The organism is Mesorhizobium sp. M8A.F.Ca.ET.202.01.1.1 (assembly GCF_004791595.1).
Lineage (GTDB): Bacteria > Pseudomonadota > Alphaproteobacteria > Rhizobiales > Rhizobiaceae > Mesorhizobium.
On sequence record NZ_SRUN01000001.1, the window covers coordinates 564,477 to 580,426 of the forward strand.

Annotated in this window: 15 protein-coding genes and 1 riboswitch; of the genes, 3 read left to right on the forward strand and 12 right to left on the reverse strand. The window is 64.0% G+C overall.

Annotated elements, in window-relative coordinates; translation table 11 throughout:
- A complete protein-coding gene (locus EN845_RS03040) occupies positions 1 to 825 on the reverse strand; it encodes a DUF2189 domain-containing protein (RefSeq protein WP_127869698.1) in 825 nt (274 codons plus the stop codon).
- Between the two features lie 251 nt (positions 826 to 1,076).
- On the opposite strand from EN845_RS03040, the gene EN845_RS03045 reads away from it, so the two are divergent.
- Together EN845_RS03045 and EN845_RS03050 are read left to right on the forward strand one after the other, a co-directional pair.
- Complete coding sequence (locus EN845_RS03045) at positions 1,077 to 2,300, forward strand: TadE/TadG family type IV pilus assembly protein (protein WP_127278890.1); 1,224 nt, start codon at positions 1,077 to 1,079, stop codon at positions 2,298 to 2,300.
- Between the two features lie 78 nt (positions 2,301 to 2,378).
- Positions 2,379 to 2,894 (forward strand): CAP domain-containing protein, encoded by a 516-nt coding sequence (locus tag EN845_RS03050; protein WP_127869699.1) that lies wholly within the window; start codon positions 2,379 to 2,381, stop codon positions 2,892 to 2,894.
- A gap of 44 nt (positions 2,895 to 2,938) precedes the next feature.
- Here EN845_RS03050 and EN845_RS03055 read toward each other — a convergent pair whose 3' ends face one another.
- The 7 genes from EN845_RS03055 to EN845_RS03085 all read right to left on the reverse strand — a co-directional run bounded on the left by EN845_RS03055 (position 2,939) and on the right by EN845_RS03085 (position 9,791).
- Positions 2,939 to 4,474: a DHA2 family efflux MFS transporter permease subunit gene (locus tag EN845_RS03055; RefSeq protein ID WP_127869700.1), complete on the reverse strand. Its 1,536-nt coding sequence runs from the start codon at positions 4,472 to 4,474 to the stop codon at positions 2,939 to 2,941.
- Positions 4,475 to 4,781: 307 nt separating this feature from the next.
- The gene (locus tag EN845_RS03060) at positions 4,782 to 5,960 is read right to left on the reverse strand and encodes an HlyD family secretion protein (protein ID WP_127869701.1); all 1,179 of its coding nucleotides are present in this window, start codon (positions 5,958 to 5,960) and stop codon (positions 4,782 to 4,784) included.
- Positions 5,957 to 6,436: a MarR family transcriptional regulator gene (locus tag EN845_RS03065; RefSeq protein WP_127281245.1), complete on the reverse strand. Its 480-nt coding sequence runs from the start codon at positions 6,434 to 6,436 to the stop codon at positions 5,957 to 5,959. Before EN845_RS03065 ends, EN845_RS03060 begins: the two co-directional genes overlap by 4 nt.
- A gap of 149 nt (positions 6,437 to 6,585) precedes the next feature.
- A complete protein-coding gene (locus tag EN845_RS03070) occupies positions 6,586 to 7,635 on the reverse strand; it encodes an iron ABC transporter permease (protein WP_167531208.1) in 1,050 nt (349 codons plus the stop codon).
- Positions 7,635 to 8,582: an ABC transporter substrate-binding protein gene (locus EN845_RS03075; RefSeq protein WP_127869702.1), complete on the reverse strand. Its 948-nt coding sequence runs from the start codon at positions 8,580 to 8,582 to the stop codon at positions 7,635 to 7,637. The genes EN845_RS03070 and EN845_RS03075 overlap by 1 nt, the downstream gene beginning before the upstream one ends.
- 46 nt (positions 8,583 to 8,628) lie before the next feature.
- The gene (locus tag EN845_RS03080; RefSeq protein WP_127869703.1) at positions 8,629 to 9,417 is read right to left on the reverse strand and encodes an ABC transporter ATP-binding protein; all 789 of its coding nucleotides are present in this window, start codon (positions 9,415 to 9,417) and stop codon (positions 8,629 to 8,631) included.
- On the reverse strand, positions 9,414 to 9,791 hold the full coding sequence (locus EN845_RS03085; RefSeq protein WP_135906786.1) for a DUF1636 family protein: 378 nt from the start codon (positions 9,789 to 9,791) through the stop codon (positions 9,414 to 9,416). Before EN845_RS03085 ends, EN845_RS03080 begins: the two co-directional genes overlap by 4 nt.
- A 125-nt stretch (positions 9,792 to 9,916) precedes the next feature.
- Positions 9,917 to 10,126: riboswitch (cobalamin riboswitch) on the reverse strand.
- Positions 10,127 to 10,334: 208 nt separating this feature from the next.
- On the opposite strand from EN845_RS03085, the gene EN845_RS03090 reads away from it, so the two are divergent.
- Positions 10,335 to 11,168, forward strand: coding sequence for an AraC family transcriptional regulator (locus EN845_RS03090; RefSeq protein ID WP_127869704.1), 834 nt, complete (start codon positions 10,335 to 10,337; stop codon positions 11,166 to 11,168).
- Between the two features lie 8 nt (positions 11,169 to 11,176).
- Here EN845_RS03090 and EN845_RS03095 read toward each other — a convergent pair whose 3' ends face one another.
- The 4 genes from EN845_RS03095 to EN845_RS03110 all read right to left on the reverse strand — a co-directional run bounded on the left by EN845_RS03095 (position 11,177) and on the right by EN845_RS03110 (position 15,898).
- Positions 11,177 to 12,112 carry a helix-turn-helix domain-containing GNAT family N-acetyltransferase gene (locus EN845_RS03095; RefSeq protein WP_127869705.1) on the reverse strand — a complete coding sequence of 312 codons (936 nt, stop codon included), beginning with the start codon at positions 12,110 to 12,112 and terminating at the stop codon, positions 11,177 to 11,179.
- 170 nt (positions 12,113 to 12,282) lie between these two features.
- Complete coding sequence (locus EN845_RS03100) at positions 12,283 to 13,428, reverse strand: DSD1 family PLP-dependent enzyme (RefSeq protein ID WP_127869706.1); 1,146 nt, start codon at positions 13,426 to 13,428, stop codon at positions 12,283 to 12,285.
- A complete protein-coding gene (locus EN845_RS03105) occupies positions 13,425 to 14,705 on the reverse strand; it encodes a D-arabinono-1,4-lactone oxidase (RefSeq protein WP_127869707.1) in 1,281 nt (426 codons plus the stop codon). The genes EN845_RS03100 and EN845_RS03105 overlap by 4 nt, the downstream gene beginning before the upstream one ends.
- Positions 14,706 to 14,710: 5 nt before the next feature.
- Complete coding sequence (locus tag EN845_RS03110) at positions 14,711 to 15,898, reverse strand: MFS transporter (protein ID WP_127869708.1); 1,188 nt, start codon at positions 15,896 to 15,898, stop codon at positions 14,711 to 14,713.
- Between the last annotated feature and the right edge of the window lie 52 nt (positions 15,899 to 15,950).

Here is a 15,950-nt window from a genome sequence, read left to right on the forward strand (position 1 = left end):
TCACATCGGACGGCGCGGGGGCCGGATCTGCGCGGGCTCGACCACCTTGCGGTAGAGGTGCCAGGTCGCGTGGCCGAGGATCGGCATGACGACGGCGAGACCGGCAAACAGCGGGATAGAGCCGATCACCAGCAGCACGGCGACGATCAGACCCCAGAGCGCCATCTGCAGCGGATTTGCCATGACCGCCCGGGCCGAGGTCTCAATCGCCGAAACGGCGCCGACGTCACGATCAAGCAAAAGCGGGAAGGCAACGACCGTGGTCGCCAGCACGACCACTGCGAAGACCAGGCCGGCCGCATTGCCGAGAAGGATCAGTGTCCAGCCCTTCTTGGTCGTAAGCACATCGCGCAGGAAGGCCCCGACCGAAGCCGGCGGCTCGCTGCCAAAAAGGCTGGTGTAGATCGACTGCGCCGTGAACAGCCACAACAGGAACAGCGCGAACAGCATGATGCCGATGACCGCTATCGAGGGCAGCGCCGGTGAGCGGCGCACGTCGAGGGCGTGCCGCCAGTTGGTATTCATGCCGAGCTCGCGCCGGCGGCTGATCTCATAGAGTCCGATCGCGGCGAACGGGCCGACAAGGGCAAAGCCCGACATCAAGGGATAGACGAGTTGGATGGCGTTGGAGCCGGAGGTCCACCGCGTCAGGATCAGGCCGACAACCGGATAGATCAGGCACAGGAACACGTAATGCGAGGGCTTGGCCCAGAAGTCCTCGGCGCCAAGTCTCAATGCGTCCCAGAGGTCTGGCGTGGAAATGCGGCGGACCGCGGGTTGCACATGCATCCCGTGCGCGTCCGCCATGACATGAAAGCCGGCCATAACCTACCTCCGTTTTTCTCGGGGGGCGGCCACCGCCTAGGGTGGCCGCCCGTAGCTGCCACTTCAAGAACGCTGGCATTATATCCGATCTTCCCGGGATTGTCGCCGCGTCTCGTTATGCTTGCTGGGCGGCCTTGGTTTGGCGAACCACCGAGTTCATCTCAGAATCAATGCATTTTAGCTATTGCTTAAATTACTCGTAGAGACCCCAAGGTGTATCACCTAAGCTTTTCAAACCTTGGCGAGGGGCGATGTTCACGTTGAAGGGCTTCTGGTCTTCGGAGCACGGCAATTTTGCCATGGCGACCGCCATAGCGCTGCTGCCGATAATGGCCGTCGTCGCCGGTACCCTCGACCTGACAGGCACGAGCGATGACGCCGCGCAATTGCAGAACTCGCTGGACGCGGCTGGGCTTGCCGTCGGCACGAAGTACCTGCCCAGCATGAGCGCGAGTGATGTCCAAGGGCTTGGGCTGACATTCTTTGCGGCCAATATGAGCGTCGCCGATCAACAGGAATATTCAGACAGCATCTCCGCTTTTTCGGCCACAGCCAGCGGCGACCCGAGCGCCTATTACATCTCGCTTTCGTCAGGCATCAACCGTCCGAGCTTCATCAATGGCGCGGCCCCCTGGCCAGCGCGCCGGTCGGCGACGGTCAAGATGCACCCGGGCGCACAGGCCTGCGTGCTGGCGCTCGATCCGCATGCGTCGGCCGCGGCAAGCCTGCAGGGCTCGACCGACGTCGCCATGAGCAATTGCGTGATCGCGGCAAACTCGGACGCGTCCGATGCCGTCAGCAGAGGCGGTTCCGCTCAGGTTTCGGCGGGTTGCGTCTCGACCGTCGGCGGCACTTCCGGGCTTTTACCGCCCAGTGCCAATCTCGCCTGCGGCGCGCCGCTCGAACATCAATATGCGTCCTTCGATCCCCTGGCCGACATCGTGCCTCCCCCCTACACATTCTGCCTGCCGGTCCCGAACGGCAAAACCTACACGCTGTCGCCCGGCACCTATTGCGACAAGACATTGTCGGGAAATATCACGCTCAACCCGGGCGTCTACATTTTGCGCGGCGTGACCTTGAAACCGGGCGGCAACGGCAGCCTGACCGGCCACGGCGTCACCATATTCCTGATGGAGGGCGCACAGATCTACATAAATGCCAATGAAAAGGTGGACCTTTCTCCGCCCACCAGTGGCCCCTACGCAGGCATCACCATTTTCGAGAACCATGGCAACACATCGGCCTTGACGCTGAATGGCGGCGCGAATTCCGTGATCAGCGGGTTCGTCTATGCGCCTGACGCGGCCATTTCCTTTGCCGGCAACTCGGATATGAGCGGTCAGGGCGACTGTCTGAGGCTTGTTGGCCTGACCGTGCAGATGACAGGCAACTCGTCCATCAAAACCGACTGCACGGCCGTGTTCGGAAATCGCGAGATGTATGCCGGCCGCCTCATCACGCTTGTGAAATAAGCGGCTGACCGCCATTCGATTTCAGATTTTCATCACCCTGCCCGGCAAAAGCCATGATCACGACTATCTCAGGCAGGCATGACCACTTCAAGACTCGAAAGCGACCGGATCGCGAACCTGAATAGGCGCACCTGGCTCAAGACGGCCGGCCTCGCGGCCTTGCTCGGGCTGGCCGCCTGCGGCACCGTTTCGCTGCCGACCGGGCAAGGCGCCGGGGTCTCCTCCTCGGCAACCGGCACGCTGGCCAGCCTGCGCGCGACCGCCGGGCTGGGGCCGCTTGTTTCCGACGCACAGCTTGAGCAAGCAGCACTCCAGCAGGCCGGCTACATGGCGCAGCGTGAAAACATGAGCCACACCACCGGCTGGGGCAAGGATTTCGCCTCGCGCATGAAGGACAACGGCGTACACGGCGCCGCGGCCGAGAACATCGCGGCCGGCCGCTTCGACCAACAGAAGCTGTTCGATATCTGGATGCATTCGCAGGGACACCGGCGCAACATACTCGATCCGGACTTCAGCCGCTTCGGGCTTGCCTATGTCCGTGACGGCCGCGACCCCAACCTGCGCTACTGGTCGCTGGTGCTCGGCAGGTAGCAAAGATATCGCCGGCGGACATCCCCTGGCGAGCGGCCGCTCCATCAGTCCATATGGGCGGCAGGCGCGCCGCCGCCGGCCGGTGCCGTTTTCGGCTTGCGCAACAGAAGCACGAACGGGATGGCGGCCAGCGTCATCACCATCAGTATTTTGAAGTCGTTGACGTAGGAGATCATCATCGCCTGGAGATTGACCATGCGATCGACCTGCGACAGCGCCGTCGGGTCGCCGCCGGCGGCCGCCGGCGAGACAGCCCAGAGATTGGGATTGAACGGGTTGATGAAGGCCGAAAGCTCGGCGTGGTTGATCTGCGTGTTGCGCACCAGCAGCACCGTCACGACCGATACGCCGATCGACGAGCCAAGATTACGCACCAGGCTGAACAACGAGGTTGCATCGGTGCGGTAGCGGGCGTCGAGCGTGGCGAAGGCAACCGTCGACAGCGGCACGAACACCATTCCCATGCCCAGGCCCTGGATCACGCCGGAGCTGAGAATCAGCCAGTTGTCCATCTGTGGGGTGAAGCTGGCCATGGTGTAGAGCGACTGCGCGGTCAGGAGGAAGCCGATGACGACCAGAATTCGGGCATCGATCTTGCCCATGATGCGCCCGACGACGAGCATGGAAATCATCGTGCCTACGCCACGCGGCCCGATGACGATGCCGATGGTGACGGTCGGATAACCGAAGATGGTCGACAGCATCGGCGGCAGCAGCGACATAGAAGCCAGGATCAGCACGCCCATGACGAAGATGAATGCCAGACCGGTGACGAAATTGCGGTCGAGGAAAATCTTCGGATCAATGAAGGGATGTTCCGATGTCACCGTGTGAATGACGAACACCCAGAAACCGGTGATCGAAAGACCAAGCTCGATCCAGATCTCGATCGAGGAAAACCAGTCGACCTCGCCACCGCGATCGAGCATCAGCTGCAGCGCGCCGACGCCGAGCGATATCATGGCGAAGCCGAAGAAATCGAAGCTGCGCACCCGCCGGGCAACAGCCGGCAGATAGGCGGCCATGCCAAGGAAGGCGAGGATGCCGACCGGCAGGTTGATGAAGAACACCCAGCGCCAGTTGAAATTCTCGGTCAGCCAGCCGCCAAGGGTGGGGCCGAGGATCGGTCCCAGCATGATGCCGGCGCCCCATATCGCCATCGCCTGGCCGTGGCGTTCCTTGGGGTTGATGTCGAGCAGGAAGGTCTGCGACAGCGGCACGATCGCGGCGCCGAACACACCTTGCATCAGCCGGAAAAGCACGATGGTTTCCAGGCTCCACGCCAGGCCGCACAACATCGAGAAGATGGTGAAGCCGACCACCGCCGCCAGGAACAGCTCCTTGCGCCCAAAGCGATCGGCGAGCCAGCCGGTGACCGGCGTCATGATGGCGGCGGCAACGATGTAGGAGGTAAGCACCCAGTTGATGTTGTCGGGCGAAGCGCCGAGATCGCCGGTCATGGTCGGGAGCGCGACGTTGGCGATCGTGGTGTCGAGCGCCTGCATGACCGTCGCCAGCATGAGCGCCACCGTGATCAGGCCACGATGTGGCACTTCTTTGAACGGTTCAGGCGTGCTCATGGCGAAGAACTTCCAGACAGTAACAGAAACGTGTACAACGGGTTTCCGGGCGGCGAAGCCTTCCGTCGAGAGACCTTCATCGCGGTGGGACGCGATTGTCGATGTGGGGGTTACATCGACCGAATGTCTCCAGCTGAGCGGACGCTGCCGCCCGGAAACTTGAGGACCGACGGGACCGTGTCGAAGATTTCAGGCCTTTGGACAGCTGCCATGCGGCTCGCCCAAACACTGATCCTTCCCACCCCTCCATCAGACAAATCCTGCAAACTCGCTTCGCCCCGCCCGGTCCCTGCGGGCTTCCGCTGTCTTACCGCGCGGGCTCGCCGGCCGTGGCGTGGCCGAAGATCGACGGCCAGCCGCGCGCTATGCCGGTGTCGACGGTGACCGAAGCACTCATGCCGGTGCGCAGCGCCATCCTGGCGTCGGGATCGGTCAGTTCCAGGCGGACCGGAATGCGCTGGGTGACCTTGACCCAGTTGCCCGTGGCGTTCTGGGCCGGCAGCAGCGAGAAGTCGGCGCCGGTGCCGGCGCCGATAGCCTTGACGGTCGCCTCGAAGGTCCTACCCGGATAGGTATCGACCACGATCTCCGCCTTCTGACCCGGCTTCATGTTGGTGAGCTGGGTTTCCTTGAAATTGGCGTCGATCCAGGTGTCACCGGTCTCGACCAGCGCAAACAACGGAGTGCCGGAGCCGACATACTGGCCGACCTTGAAGGATGCGGCTTGATAGACAAGACCATCGGCAGGCGCCCTTACCGTGCTCTGCGCCAGGTCATAGGCAGCCTTGTCGCGCGCGGCGAGTGCCGACATCACGGTCGGATGCTTGTCCGTCTCGATATCGGGATTGCCGCCAAGTGCCGCCTTGGCGCTGACGATGCCCTGATCGGCAACGGCAAGCTGCTGCTTGGCCTTGTCGAGATCATTCCTGGCCTCATCCAGCGAAGACTTGGCATTGATCCCTTTCTGGGCAAGATCGGCGGCACGGTCATATTGCGACTGCGCATAGGCAACTTCGCTGCTGGCGGATTTTTCCTGCGCCAACGCCTGGCTGTAGGCGGCGCGCAGCTGCTCGACATTGAGGCGCGCGGCAGCCACCGCTGCGTCGGCCTGCCCAAGCGCGATCCGGTAAGGCTCGGGATCGATGGCGAACAGGAGATCGCCCTTCTTCACCGTCTGATTGTCCGATATGGCGACCTGGACGATACGACCGGCCGTGTCGGAGGCGATCGACACCTTGGCCTGCTGCAGATTGGCGTTTTCCGTTTCCTGGTAGCGCCCGCCCGTCACCCAGACATAGCCGCCGCCGATGACCAATGCCGCCGGCAAGGCGAACATCAGGAAGAAGCGGCCGATGCGGCGCTTCTTCTTCGGCGCCGGGGCCGGCTGCACGGGAGGAGCGACCGCGACGGGAGCGGCGGCCGGCTGGGCAGGCGCTTCCATCTCCACCTTGGGAGCGTTTTCTTCGACCTTGGCTACCGCGTTCATGCTGCCGCACCTTCCGCACTCTTGATCTTTTCGAGCGACGAAGCTTCGCCGTCCGTCAGATTCTGTACGATTACATCCAGCGCCCGGATCAGGACGCGTCGGTCTTCCGGCGAAACGCCGCTGAGCGATTCCTCATAGACCTCGCCAGCAAGGCTCTTGACGTCCGCATAGGCCGCGTTCGCCTTCTCGGTCGGGAAGATCATGCGCACGCGCCGGTCGGCCGCGTCGGAGCGGCGTTCGATCCAGCCGCCCTCCTCCATCCGGTCGACCAGGCGTGAGACGCTGATCGGCTCGATTTCGAGCAGTTCGGCGAGCCGCGCCTGCGCTACGCCCGCCTCCTTGGCAACGCGGACCAGAAGCCGCCATTGCGCCGAAGACAGGCCCAGCCCGCTGGCGCGCGCCTCAAAGCGCTTGCGCATCAGGCGCTGCACGTCGTGGATCAAAAATCCCAATCTGTCGATGCCATCTGAAACCATAAGCGATAGATATAATAAGCGTGCTTACTATTCAAGATGCCACAGCGCGATGAAAGCCGGCAAAATGCGCATGGCAGGCCTGCAATCCGATCCTGGTTAGCGGCAGATGAACGTGTACCGGTGCGCAACAACGCTCGGAGGGCACGTCTTCACAGGCGGTTTCGGACAACCATGGTGACGACGAAGAACGCGCCGAGCGAGCTGGTGATGATGCCGATCGGCAGTTCCTGCGGCGGCAGCAAGGTTCGGGCCAGGAGATCGCTTGCCAGCAGCAGCACCGCCCCGAACAGCGCACAACTTGTGATCAGGCGCAGATGCAGTGGACCGGCCAGCGGCCGCGACAGATGCGGTATCATCAATCCGACAAAGCCGATCACGCCGGCGACCGAGACGAGGATTGCCGTCGAGAAAGCGGCCACGAGAAATGTCGTCCTGCGCATGCGCGCCACCGGCACGCCTAGACTCTCGGCGGCGCTCTCACCGGCGAGGAAAGCGTCCAGGCTGCGATGGCTCCACAGCCCGTAGGCCGCGATCGTGCCGGCGCCCACCGCCCCCAGCCATACATTGTCCCAGCGCGCCAGCCCGAGCCCGCCCATGGTCCAGAACAGGACCGAATGAGCCGCGCGCTGGTCACCGGCAAAAACCAGATAATTGGTCAAGGCCGTGAACATGAAGGAAACGGCAAGACCGGCGAGGATCAGCCGCTCAGGACCTTGCCCCCTCACCCGCGCCACCAGCAAAAGCACGATGGAGGCGGCGAGGATGCCGCCAGTGAACGCAGCCACGGGCAAGGTCCAGATGCCGAAACTGTCGCCGAACACGGTAATGACGGAAACCGCGCCGGCGGCGGCCCCCGACGACAGGCCGAACAGGAAGGGGTCGGCAAGATCGTTACGGGTCACCGTCTGCAAAAGCGCGCCGACGATGCCCAGCCCGCCGCCGACACAGATCGCCAGGATCGTGCGCGGCAGCCGCAGGTCGACGACGATCTTGCCGACCGGGCCCGATATCTCAGGCTCGTCCAGTCCGACGGCACGGCCAAGGGCGGCGATGACATCGCTCAGAGGTATCAGCGTCGAGCCATAAGCGATCGACAGCAGCGCGAGAGCGACGAGCGTCACCGCGCCCGCCGTCATGGCCAGCGTGAAGGCCCTGTGCCCTGAAAGCACGCCGGATTTGTGCTCTCGGGCAAGATCCATCAGAACGCTTCCGGATGCATCGCCCTGGCGATCTTGCCGATGGCTTCGATGTTCGCCGGTCCTGGTGTCAGCTCGGCATAACGAAGCGCCACGAAGCGCTCGTTCCTGACCGCGTCCGTCTCCTTCATCGCCGGGTGCGCCTTCAGGAAATCGAGCAGTTTCCTGTAGCCGCCGCCGTCCTGATAATCGAGCAGGATGAGGAATTGCGGATTGCGCGCCGCCACCGTCTCCCAGTCCGTGTTGCCCCAGCTCGTTTCCAAGTCGGCCATGATATTGTCGCCGCCGGCCGCCGAGATCATGGCGCTGGGGATGGCGAATTTTCCCGCGGTAAACGGCTTGTCCTCGCCGGAATCGTAGAGGAACACGCGTGTTCCCTTCGCGCTGCCGACCTTGGCGCTGATCTCGGCGAGTTGCGCCTTCCAGCCGGCAACAAGCTGTTCCGCTTCTGCCTCCTTGCCGAAGATCTTGCCCAGCTTTTCGAGGTCGCCATAGAGCAGGTCCATGGAGGCGGCCGGGCGGCTCTTGTCGAGGTGGACGCAGCTTTCGGTCAGTACCAGCGTCTTGATGCCGTGCGGAGCGAGCGTGTCGGGCGTCACGTCGCCGCCGGGCTTCATGCCGTAGTACCAGCCGGCGAAGAAGACGTCGGGCTCGACGGCGACGAGGTTCTCCAGGGTCGGATATTTCGGCGCCAGTTCGGGAATGGCACCCTGTTCGGCCTTGAATTCGGGGCCGACCTTGTACCATCCACTGATGCCCGTCAGGCCGACGATCGAAGGCTGCAGCTTCAGCGCGAAGGCCATCTCGGCCATGTTGAGATCATGGATGACGGCGCGCTTCGGCGGAGCGTCGAAGGTCAGCGGCTTGCCGCAGCTGTCGACGGTGACGGGGAAGGCGAAGGCCGTCGAGGCCAGCAGCGAGAGGGCGAGCGAGAAGGCAAGGCGTTTCACGGATTTGCTCCTTGGTTGAACCGTGTCGGACGATGAGGGGCGTTGATCAGGATGGCGGCGAGGCGCGGTTCGGAAGGTCGAACACCGTCAGTTCGCGATCCTCGGTGGGATGGCGCAGGCGAAACACGTCGACGCCGAAAATCTCGCGGATCAGCTGTTGCGTCAACGCCTCGTGCGGCGGCGCCAGCGCCTGCAGCCGGGCTTCGTTCATCACCGCGACCCTGGTGGCGAAGGGTGCCACCAGGGTCAGATCGTGCAGCACCGCGATAACGGTCATGCCGAAGCCGGCCACCAGTTCGAGCAGCTGCGCGCGGGCGCGCGGGTCAAGGTGGTTGGTCGGTTCGTCGAGAAAAAGGATCTTGGGCTCCTGCGCGATGGCACGCGCAAGCTGGGCGCGCTGGCGTTCGCCACCAGACAGCGAGCCGATGCTCCGGCCGAGCAACGACAACAGGCCGGTCCGGCGCAGCGCGTCCACCACAATGTCGCGTTCCTCGCTCCGGCCCCTCAGGCCGGCATGCGGGACGCGGCCAAGCTCGACATAGTCGATCACCGCCAAACGCGGATCCGGTTGGTCGCTCTGGCCCACGACGGCGATATGCAGGGCCCGCTTGGCGGGCGAAATCATGTCCAGGCGCCGCCCGCCAAGCTTCACCTCTCCGAAGCTCGGCCTGAGCATGCCGGACAACATGCGCAGCAACGTGGTCTTGCCGGCGCCGTTGGGGCCAATGATGGCAAGGCGGTCGCCTGATGTCACCGACAGGCTGACCGCATGGACCAGATGCCGGCCATTCGCTATCGCGCCCAGGTCGCACGCATCGAGAAGCGGCGTTGTCATCGACTGCCTTCCGCCAGCTTGCCCGCCCCCGGAATGCGGGCAAGCGTCTTGCCGGCCAGGCGCGGCGGACGTTGTCCGGAATTGCACCAGCCGTCGGCAAGCGAAGCGTAGAGCCGGGCAAATCGCACGAGGTCGGCGGCGTCGGCCTGCGCGTCGATCGACCCGAAGAGATAGGCGGCCTTGCCTGGTGCCTGGAAAGCCACCGTCAGGGGGCGCGCGCAACCCGCCATGCAAGCCACGCCCTCGACCGTGAAACCATGCGCCACGTCAGGCTGGGCCGAGAGGCGGAAGCGCAACTCGGCGCACAAACCTTCGCCCGACCTGATGCCGGTCGGCACGTCGCGGCAAAGGGTGCACACGATGATCTGGTGCATGGGGCTGGGCTGAATACGATCGATTGTGCCGTCCAACTTCCCGTCACTTTCAAAACTGGCGACGGAAGGATGTTGGTCGACCGGCCGACAAGACCGATGTCCACGTTTCCTCCCGGCACACCCCGTCCGGTCAACTCAGTGATGGCAGGTCTCCTGGCTCACGGGTCTCTGCGCAATCCTGCCTTCCCAGCCTTGCCGGCCAGTGGCGTTCCGGATCTTGCTCGCCGCTTACAGTTGCGGGGGCAGCCGCGGCCTCGACCCCAAAACCGGGTCTCACCGCGTTCCCTTTTCACCCCTCGCCTTTCGGCTCGGGGACCATCACGAGTCGCAGCCTATGCCGCGAGCGGTTTCGAGGCAAGGCGACTGCCTTGTTTTGTTATAACAGAACTTATACGAGAGCAAGCCTGCCGTCGGCATGGCGTGCACGGACTTTACGTCCACGCCTGACAGCGTTGCCGTTTTCGATTTTGCGCCATGCGCAATTTCGATCAAACTGGCCGGGCAACGAGGCGCCAGAGTGAAGACGCCACATGCGAGGAACACATGAACCCGACCGAGAAAGCGCTATGGTTTGTCGAAAGCCATCTGCCGGAGGCTGTTACGCTCGACGACGTCGCCCAAAGCAGCGGCGTGTCGCGCTTTCATGTGACACGCGCCTTCGGCGCGGCCACCGGCCGTTCCGTCATGGGTTACATGCGCTCGCGCCGGCTGACCGAAGCGGCGCGCAGGCTCGCCGGCGGCGCGCCCGACATACTGTGCGTCGCGCTCGACGCCGGCTACAACTCGCATGAGGCTTTCACCCGTGCCTTCCGCGACCAGTTCGGCACCACGCCGGAACTGGTGCGCGCGCAAGGTTCGACCAAGACACTCGATCTCGTGGAGCCTATCCTGATGGACCATACCCTGCTCACCAGCCTCGAACCACCGCGCTTCGAGACCAGCCGACCTTTCCTCATCGCCGGCTTCGGCGAGCGCTACAGCTGCGAATCGAGCGCCGGCATTCCGATGCAGTGGCAGCGTTTCAGCCCTTATATCGGCAACATACCCGGCGAAGTCCCAGGCGTTTTCTACGGTGTCTGCCTCAACGGCGACGATGCCGGCAATTTCGACTATGTCGTCGGCGTCGAAGTGTCGGACTTCTCCGACCTGCCGAAGGACTTCTACCGGGTGCGCGTGCCGGCGCGGAAATACGCCGTTTTCACGCATCGCGAGCACATCTCGACCATCCGGCGCACGGTCAACACGATCTGGAACAGCTGGCTCCCGGCCTCCGGCCATGAAATCGCCGACGCGCCGGAATTCGAGCGCTATGGGCCCGAATTCGATGCCCGCACCGGCAATGGCGGGCTGGAGATCTGGGTGCCGGTCAAGGCATAGAGGCGCCGCTACAGCTCCAGATCCCAGTTCTGTCCAACCAGATCCTTGCCGAAGGAATGGTGAGGCTCTTCCTCGGTCAGCTTGAAACCGGCCGCCTGGTAGATGTGCCGGGCCGCGGTCAGAATGTCGTTGGTCCACAAAGTCAGCGTCTTGTACCCCCTGGCGCGGGCAAAGCCGATGCATTCCTCGACCAGCCGTTTGCCGATGCCGAGGCCTCGCGCCGACGGTTCGACATAGAGCAGCCGCAGCTTGGCCACCTGATCGGATTTGCGCACGACGAAGACCGAGCCGACGACCTCGCCTTCCCGCTCGGCGATCCAGCCGCGCTCCCATTTCGGATCGAATTTCTTTACGAACTCGCCGAGGATCTCAGCGACTAGCGCCTCATAGGTTTCGTCCCAGCCATAGTCCTGCGCGTAGAGCATGCCCTGGCGGCGCGTGACCCAGCCGATGTCGCCAACCTCTAGCGGCCGCAGGATGTAAGGCACCTTGGGTTCGGGTCTGTCGCCGAGCAGGTCCTGAACGATGCGCATGGCCTTGACCAGCCGATCCTGGTCGACGGGCGCCAGTCGATCGAGCAGCGCTCGCACCTGGTCGTGCGAATCCTGGTTGAGCGGCGCGAAGGCTTCCCTGCCCGCCGGCGTCAGCGCGATCGAGGCGCGGCGCGCGTCCGCTTCGGTGGCTTCGCGCTCGACCAGACCGCGTTCCTCGAATTTTTTGAGCAAACGGCTGACATAGCCAGGGTCGAGGCCGAGATCGCGCACCAGGTCGCTGGCGACGAGCCCGTCGCGATGGGCAAGCTCATAGAGCACCCGCGCCTCGGTAAGCGAAAAGGTGCTTTTCAGCCAACCTTCGTCGAGCACACCGATCTGGCGGGTGTAGAAGCGGTTGAAGGCGCGCACTGCGTCGATGCGTTCCTTGCCGGGGTGGTCGTGGATCGTCATGGCAGTCCTCCTGTCGTGGACAGGATCAATCATTTAGTTGACTTAGTCAATAAAGTCATTGTAACGAGGCGCTTCACAACTTCGTCATTCTAGGAGAAGGAGCGAAGAGGAGCGCAGCCCCTAGAATCACGACATCGCAAATGCAGGCGCCAGTGGCGAACGCCGAAACGTCACCCCATCGGCAGCACCGGCCAGCGGTCGACGATCCTGCCACGGGAAAGCACCGCGATCGGTCCGAGCTGCTGCAGCACGGCTTCGCTCTGCGTCGGCCGCAGGAACGCATGGTCGCCGGGCCTGACAACGGCCTCGGCGGGCAGGCCCATGAATTGCTGGTTGGAGGACAGGCCAAGCAGGCCGTTCGTCGTCATGCCTTCGGGAAACACCGGTTCGGCCATCCATTTGCCGCCATAGAGATAACAACCCTTGCGCGGAAACCGGCCGAGCGCCTGGAGCAGACGCGAAACCGCCGGCGGGCCGGGCAGCATCGGCTCGACCACTTTCAGGATCGGCGTCGCAATGAAGGCCGCCGGCTGAAAGCCACCGAGGCCCGGCGTGTCGAAATCGCCGGGCAGCACGAAGGCCGAGCCCATCGACACTTCATTGGCAGCGCCGCCATGATGAAGCAGCGCTGTCTTGCTGCCGCCAATGTTCAAGATATGGCGCTGGTCCATGCCGAGGCGCGCCACGAAAGCGGCGGCTCGTTCCGAGGCTTGCGCCAATGCCCTCGCCGGCCCGCCGAACAGGCCGGGTATATGCGGCGCATGCGCTTCATAGGCCATGACGCCTTCGCAGCGCAGCCGTTTGTGGGCCGGCAGCGCCTTCAACGCCTGCGAGAGGGCTTCCGGTTCGGCGAAGCCGCCGCGATGCAGTCCGACATCGATTTCGAAAGCAATCCGCAGCTCGACGCCGAGTTCGTCGGCGAGCGCGCCATATTCCGTCAGCCTCTGCTGTGTATCGATCAGCCAGCATACCCTCGACCCGGCTGCGTTCCCCTTGGAAAGCGCCGCCCTTGCCGCGCCGACCGGCATCGGCTTGCCGTAGAGGAGGTCCGCATCCGGAAACGCGCTCAGCACCGCCTCGCTGATCGGCGGGTGGAAGGTCATGAAGCGGTGGGTACCAAGCGCCTTGCCGATATGGGCAAGCAACGGCAGGCAAGCGAGCGACTTGTCGACCAGCCGCACGGCGAGGCGAGGATCGAGCCTTTGCTTCACCAGGGCGATGTTGCTGTCCAGCCGGTCGCGGTCGAGCAGCAGGCAGGGTTGGAAGATGCCCGCCTGCTTCAGCGCATCCGAAAGCGAGGCGAAATAGGCTTTCATTGGTCGATGCCGAAGAGATCGGCGATATAGGGCGAGACGAAACGGTTGTGCGGGTCGATGTCGCGGCGCACCGCAATCGCATCGTCCCAACGCGGATAAAGCTTTTTCAGGTCGGCCGCTTTCAGGCTGTGCATCTTGCCCCAGTGCGGCCTGCCGCCATATCTGCGGAAGATCGGCTCGGCCGCGCGCATGAATGGCAACGGATCGTTCGCCGCGTCGTGGTGGATGGCGATGGAACAGGTGAGCCTCTTGTGGAAGGGCGAGAGCCAGAATTCGTCCGATGCCACCGACCGCACCTCCATCGGGAAATAGACTTCCGGAAAATGCTTCTCGGTCAGTTCGATGATCTCGGCCAGCGCCTTCGGCCCCTCCTCGAAGGGAAGATGATATTCCATTTCGTTGAACCTGGTCTGCCGGTCGCTGGCATAGACGTTGAGCCAGTCCTGCACATAATCCTCGCCCGGCACCTTGGCGACCGCGCCCAGGATCAGCCGGCGGCGCAGCGACGGCAGCCAGGCAAGCCCGGTGCGCAAGCGGCGCAGCGTGCGCAACGAGCCCTCATCATCGTCGGTCGGGCGCGTCGTCGTGGCTTCGGCGCTGAAGTCGCTGGCGATGAACTGCGCGTAACCGGAAAATGGAATGTAGTAGAATTCGGCCGAGCGATGCGCGACCATCATCGTTTCGAAATCGCGCAGCATGTCGCCGATCGGCAGCACCCATTTGCGGCGGCGCAGCCGGTAGGTCGCGATGTTGTTCAGCGTCACTTCGCTCAAGACGCCGAAGGCACCGAGCGTGACGCCGATGGCATGGATCGTCTCCTGATCCCCTTCCCGCTTGAACTCGCGGACTTTGCCAAGCCCATCGACGATCTGCACCGTTTCCAGCTGCGTGTGATAGGCACCGAGCGTCGGCCCCGAGCCGTGAGTAGCCGTGCCCAGCGCTCCGCCTATCGCCTGGCGGTCGATGTCGCCCATGTTGGGCAGGCCCTGGCCGATGCCTTGCAGGATGTGCATGAGCGGACCAAGCCGCGTCCCTGCCCGCACGCGCGCCTGATGTTTTTTCGCGTCATGCGAGACCAGCCCTTCCAGCTTCTCCAGCGACAGGATGGTGCCTTGCGACTTCACCAGCGGCGTGAAGGAGTGACCGGCGCCGACGACGCGGACCGGACCGGGCGCGGTGCGAATGAGATCGCCGAGCTCGCCGGCATCGGCCGGGCTGGCAAGCAGCCGCGGCTCGGCGGTGACGAAGCCCGACCAGTTGCTCCAGCTGCTCGACATGCCGCTCACGCAATAGCCCGGCGACGCCGCGCCACGAGGACAAACAGGCCGAGCAGCGCCACGCTGGCGACGGCGCTCGCGGCGGCGAATGCCGGAACCGGGCGAAAATCCTTGCCGTCGATGAGCAGCGACGCCGCGACCGGCCCGATCGCCAGGCCGAAAAGCTGGGCGGCCGGTACCAGCAGCACGGCGGTGCGCGTCTCGTCGGCGGTGATCGCCAGCCGGATCTGGTAGGGCACGATGAACAGCAGGATGAAACCCATGACCAGGGCGGCGACCCAGAATGTCGTAAGGCCAGGTCCGCTGGCAAGCACGAGGGAGGCGGCAAGCGCGACGATGCCGATCGCGGCGATGGCAAGGCGATAGTCGATGCGCGCCTCGAACACGGTCGCCGTCATCGCGCCCAGCACCTGCGCCGCGAGGCTGGCCGAGACGATCAGCCCGACGGTGCGGCCATCGATGCCGAATTGGGCGCCGAGAGGTTCCAAAAACGCCCAGACCGCGCCGAAGAACATGAAGTAGCAGAAGACCGACAACAGCGCGGTGATCGAGGGACCCGTCAGCACATTGGCGAGGTTCTCGTCCTTCGGCAGGTCGGCATAGTCGGCGGGGACCGCGAAGGCGATTACCAGCGACGCTGCACAGACGATCGCGAGAACGAGGAAGCCGCCCGCCGATCCGGCGGCGGGGATGACATAGAGCGCCAGCAGCAAGGCAAAAGCGCATTGCGCCAGCGTCTGCATGGTGACGAAGAAACCGCCAATGCGTTCGGCGCGCCGCGAACGGGCGATCAGTTCGGTGGCGACCGCGACAAGGCCACCTTCGGCAAGGCCGGCCAGCGCGCGAGCCGCCATCAGCGTGTTGGCGCCGGCGGCATAGGCCGTCCAGACATTGGCCAGCGCCAAGAGCAGCAGGAGGACCGCGCTCTTCCAGCGCATCTTGCGGGCGGAGAGCAGCATCGCGACGATCGCCGAGCCGATCGCGATGGCGATCATCTCGGCGGTGGCGACCAGTGCCAGCTCGTCGCCGCTGACATGGCCCTCGGTATAGAGCGCGCCAAGTAGGACGGGCTGCAGGCCGAGGATGAGCAGGCCGACCGACCCGATCCACAAGGCCGAGGCAAGCTGGCCGCCGGTCGGATTGCCGACCAGCCAGTCACCATCGCCCTGAAGACCGGTGTTTGTCGAAGTCAAAGGCGCCTCCCAACGTCCTTGCCGCGCGGCAGAAAAGCTGACAATCTGTCAG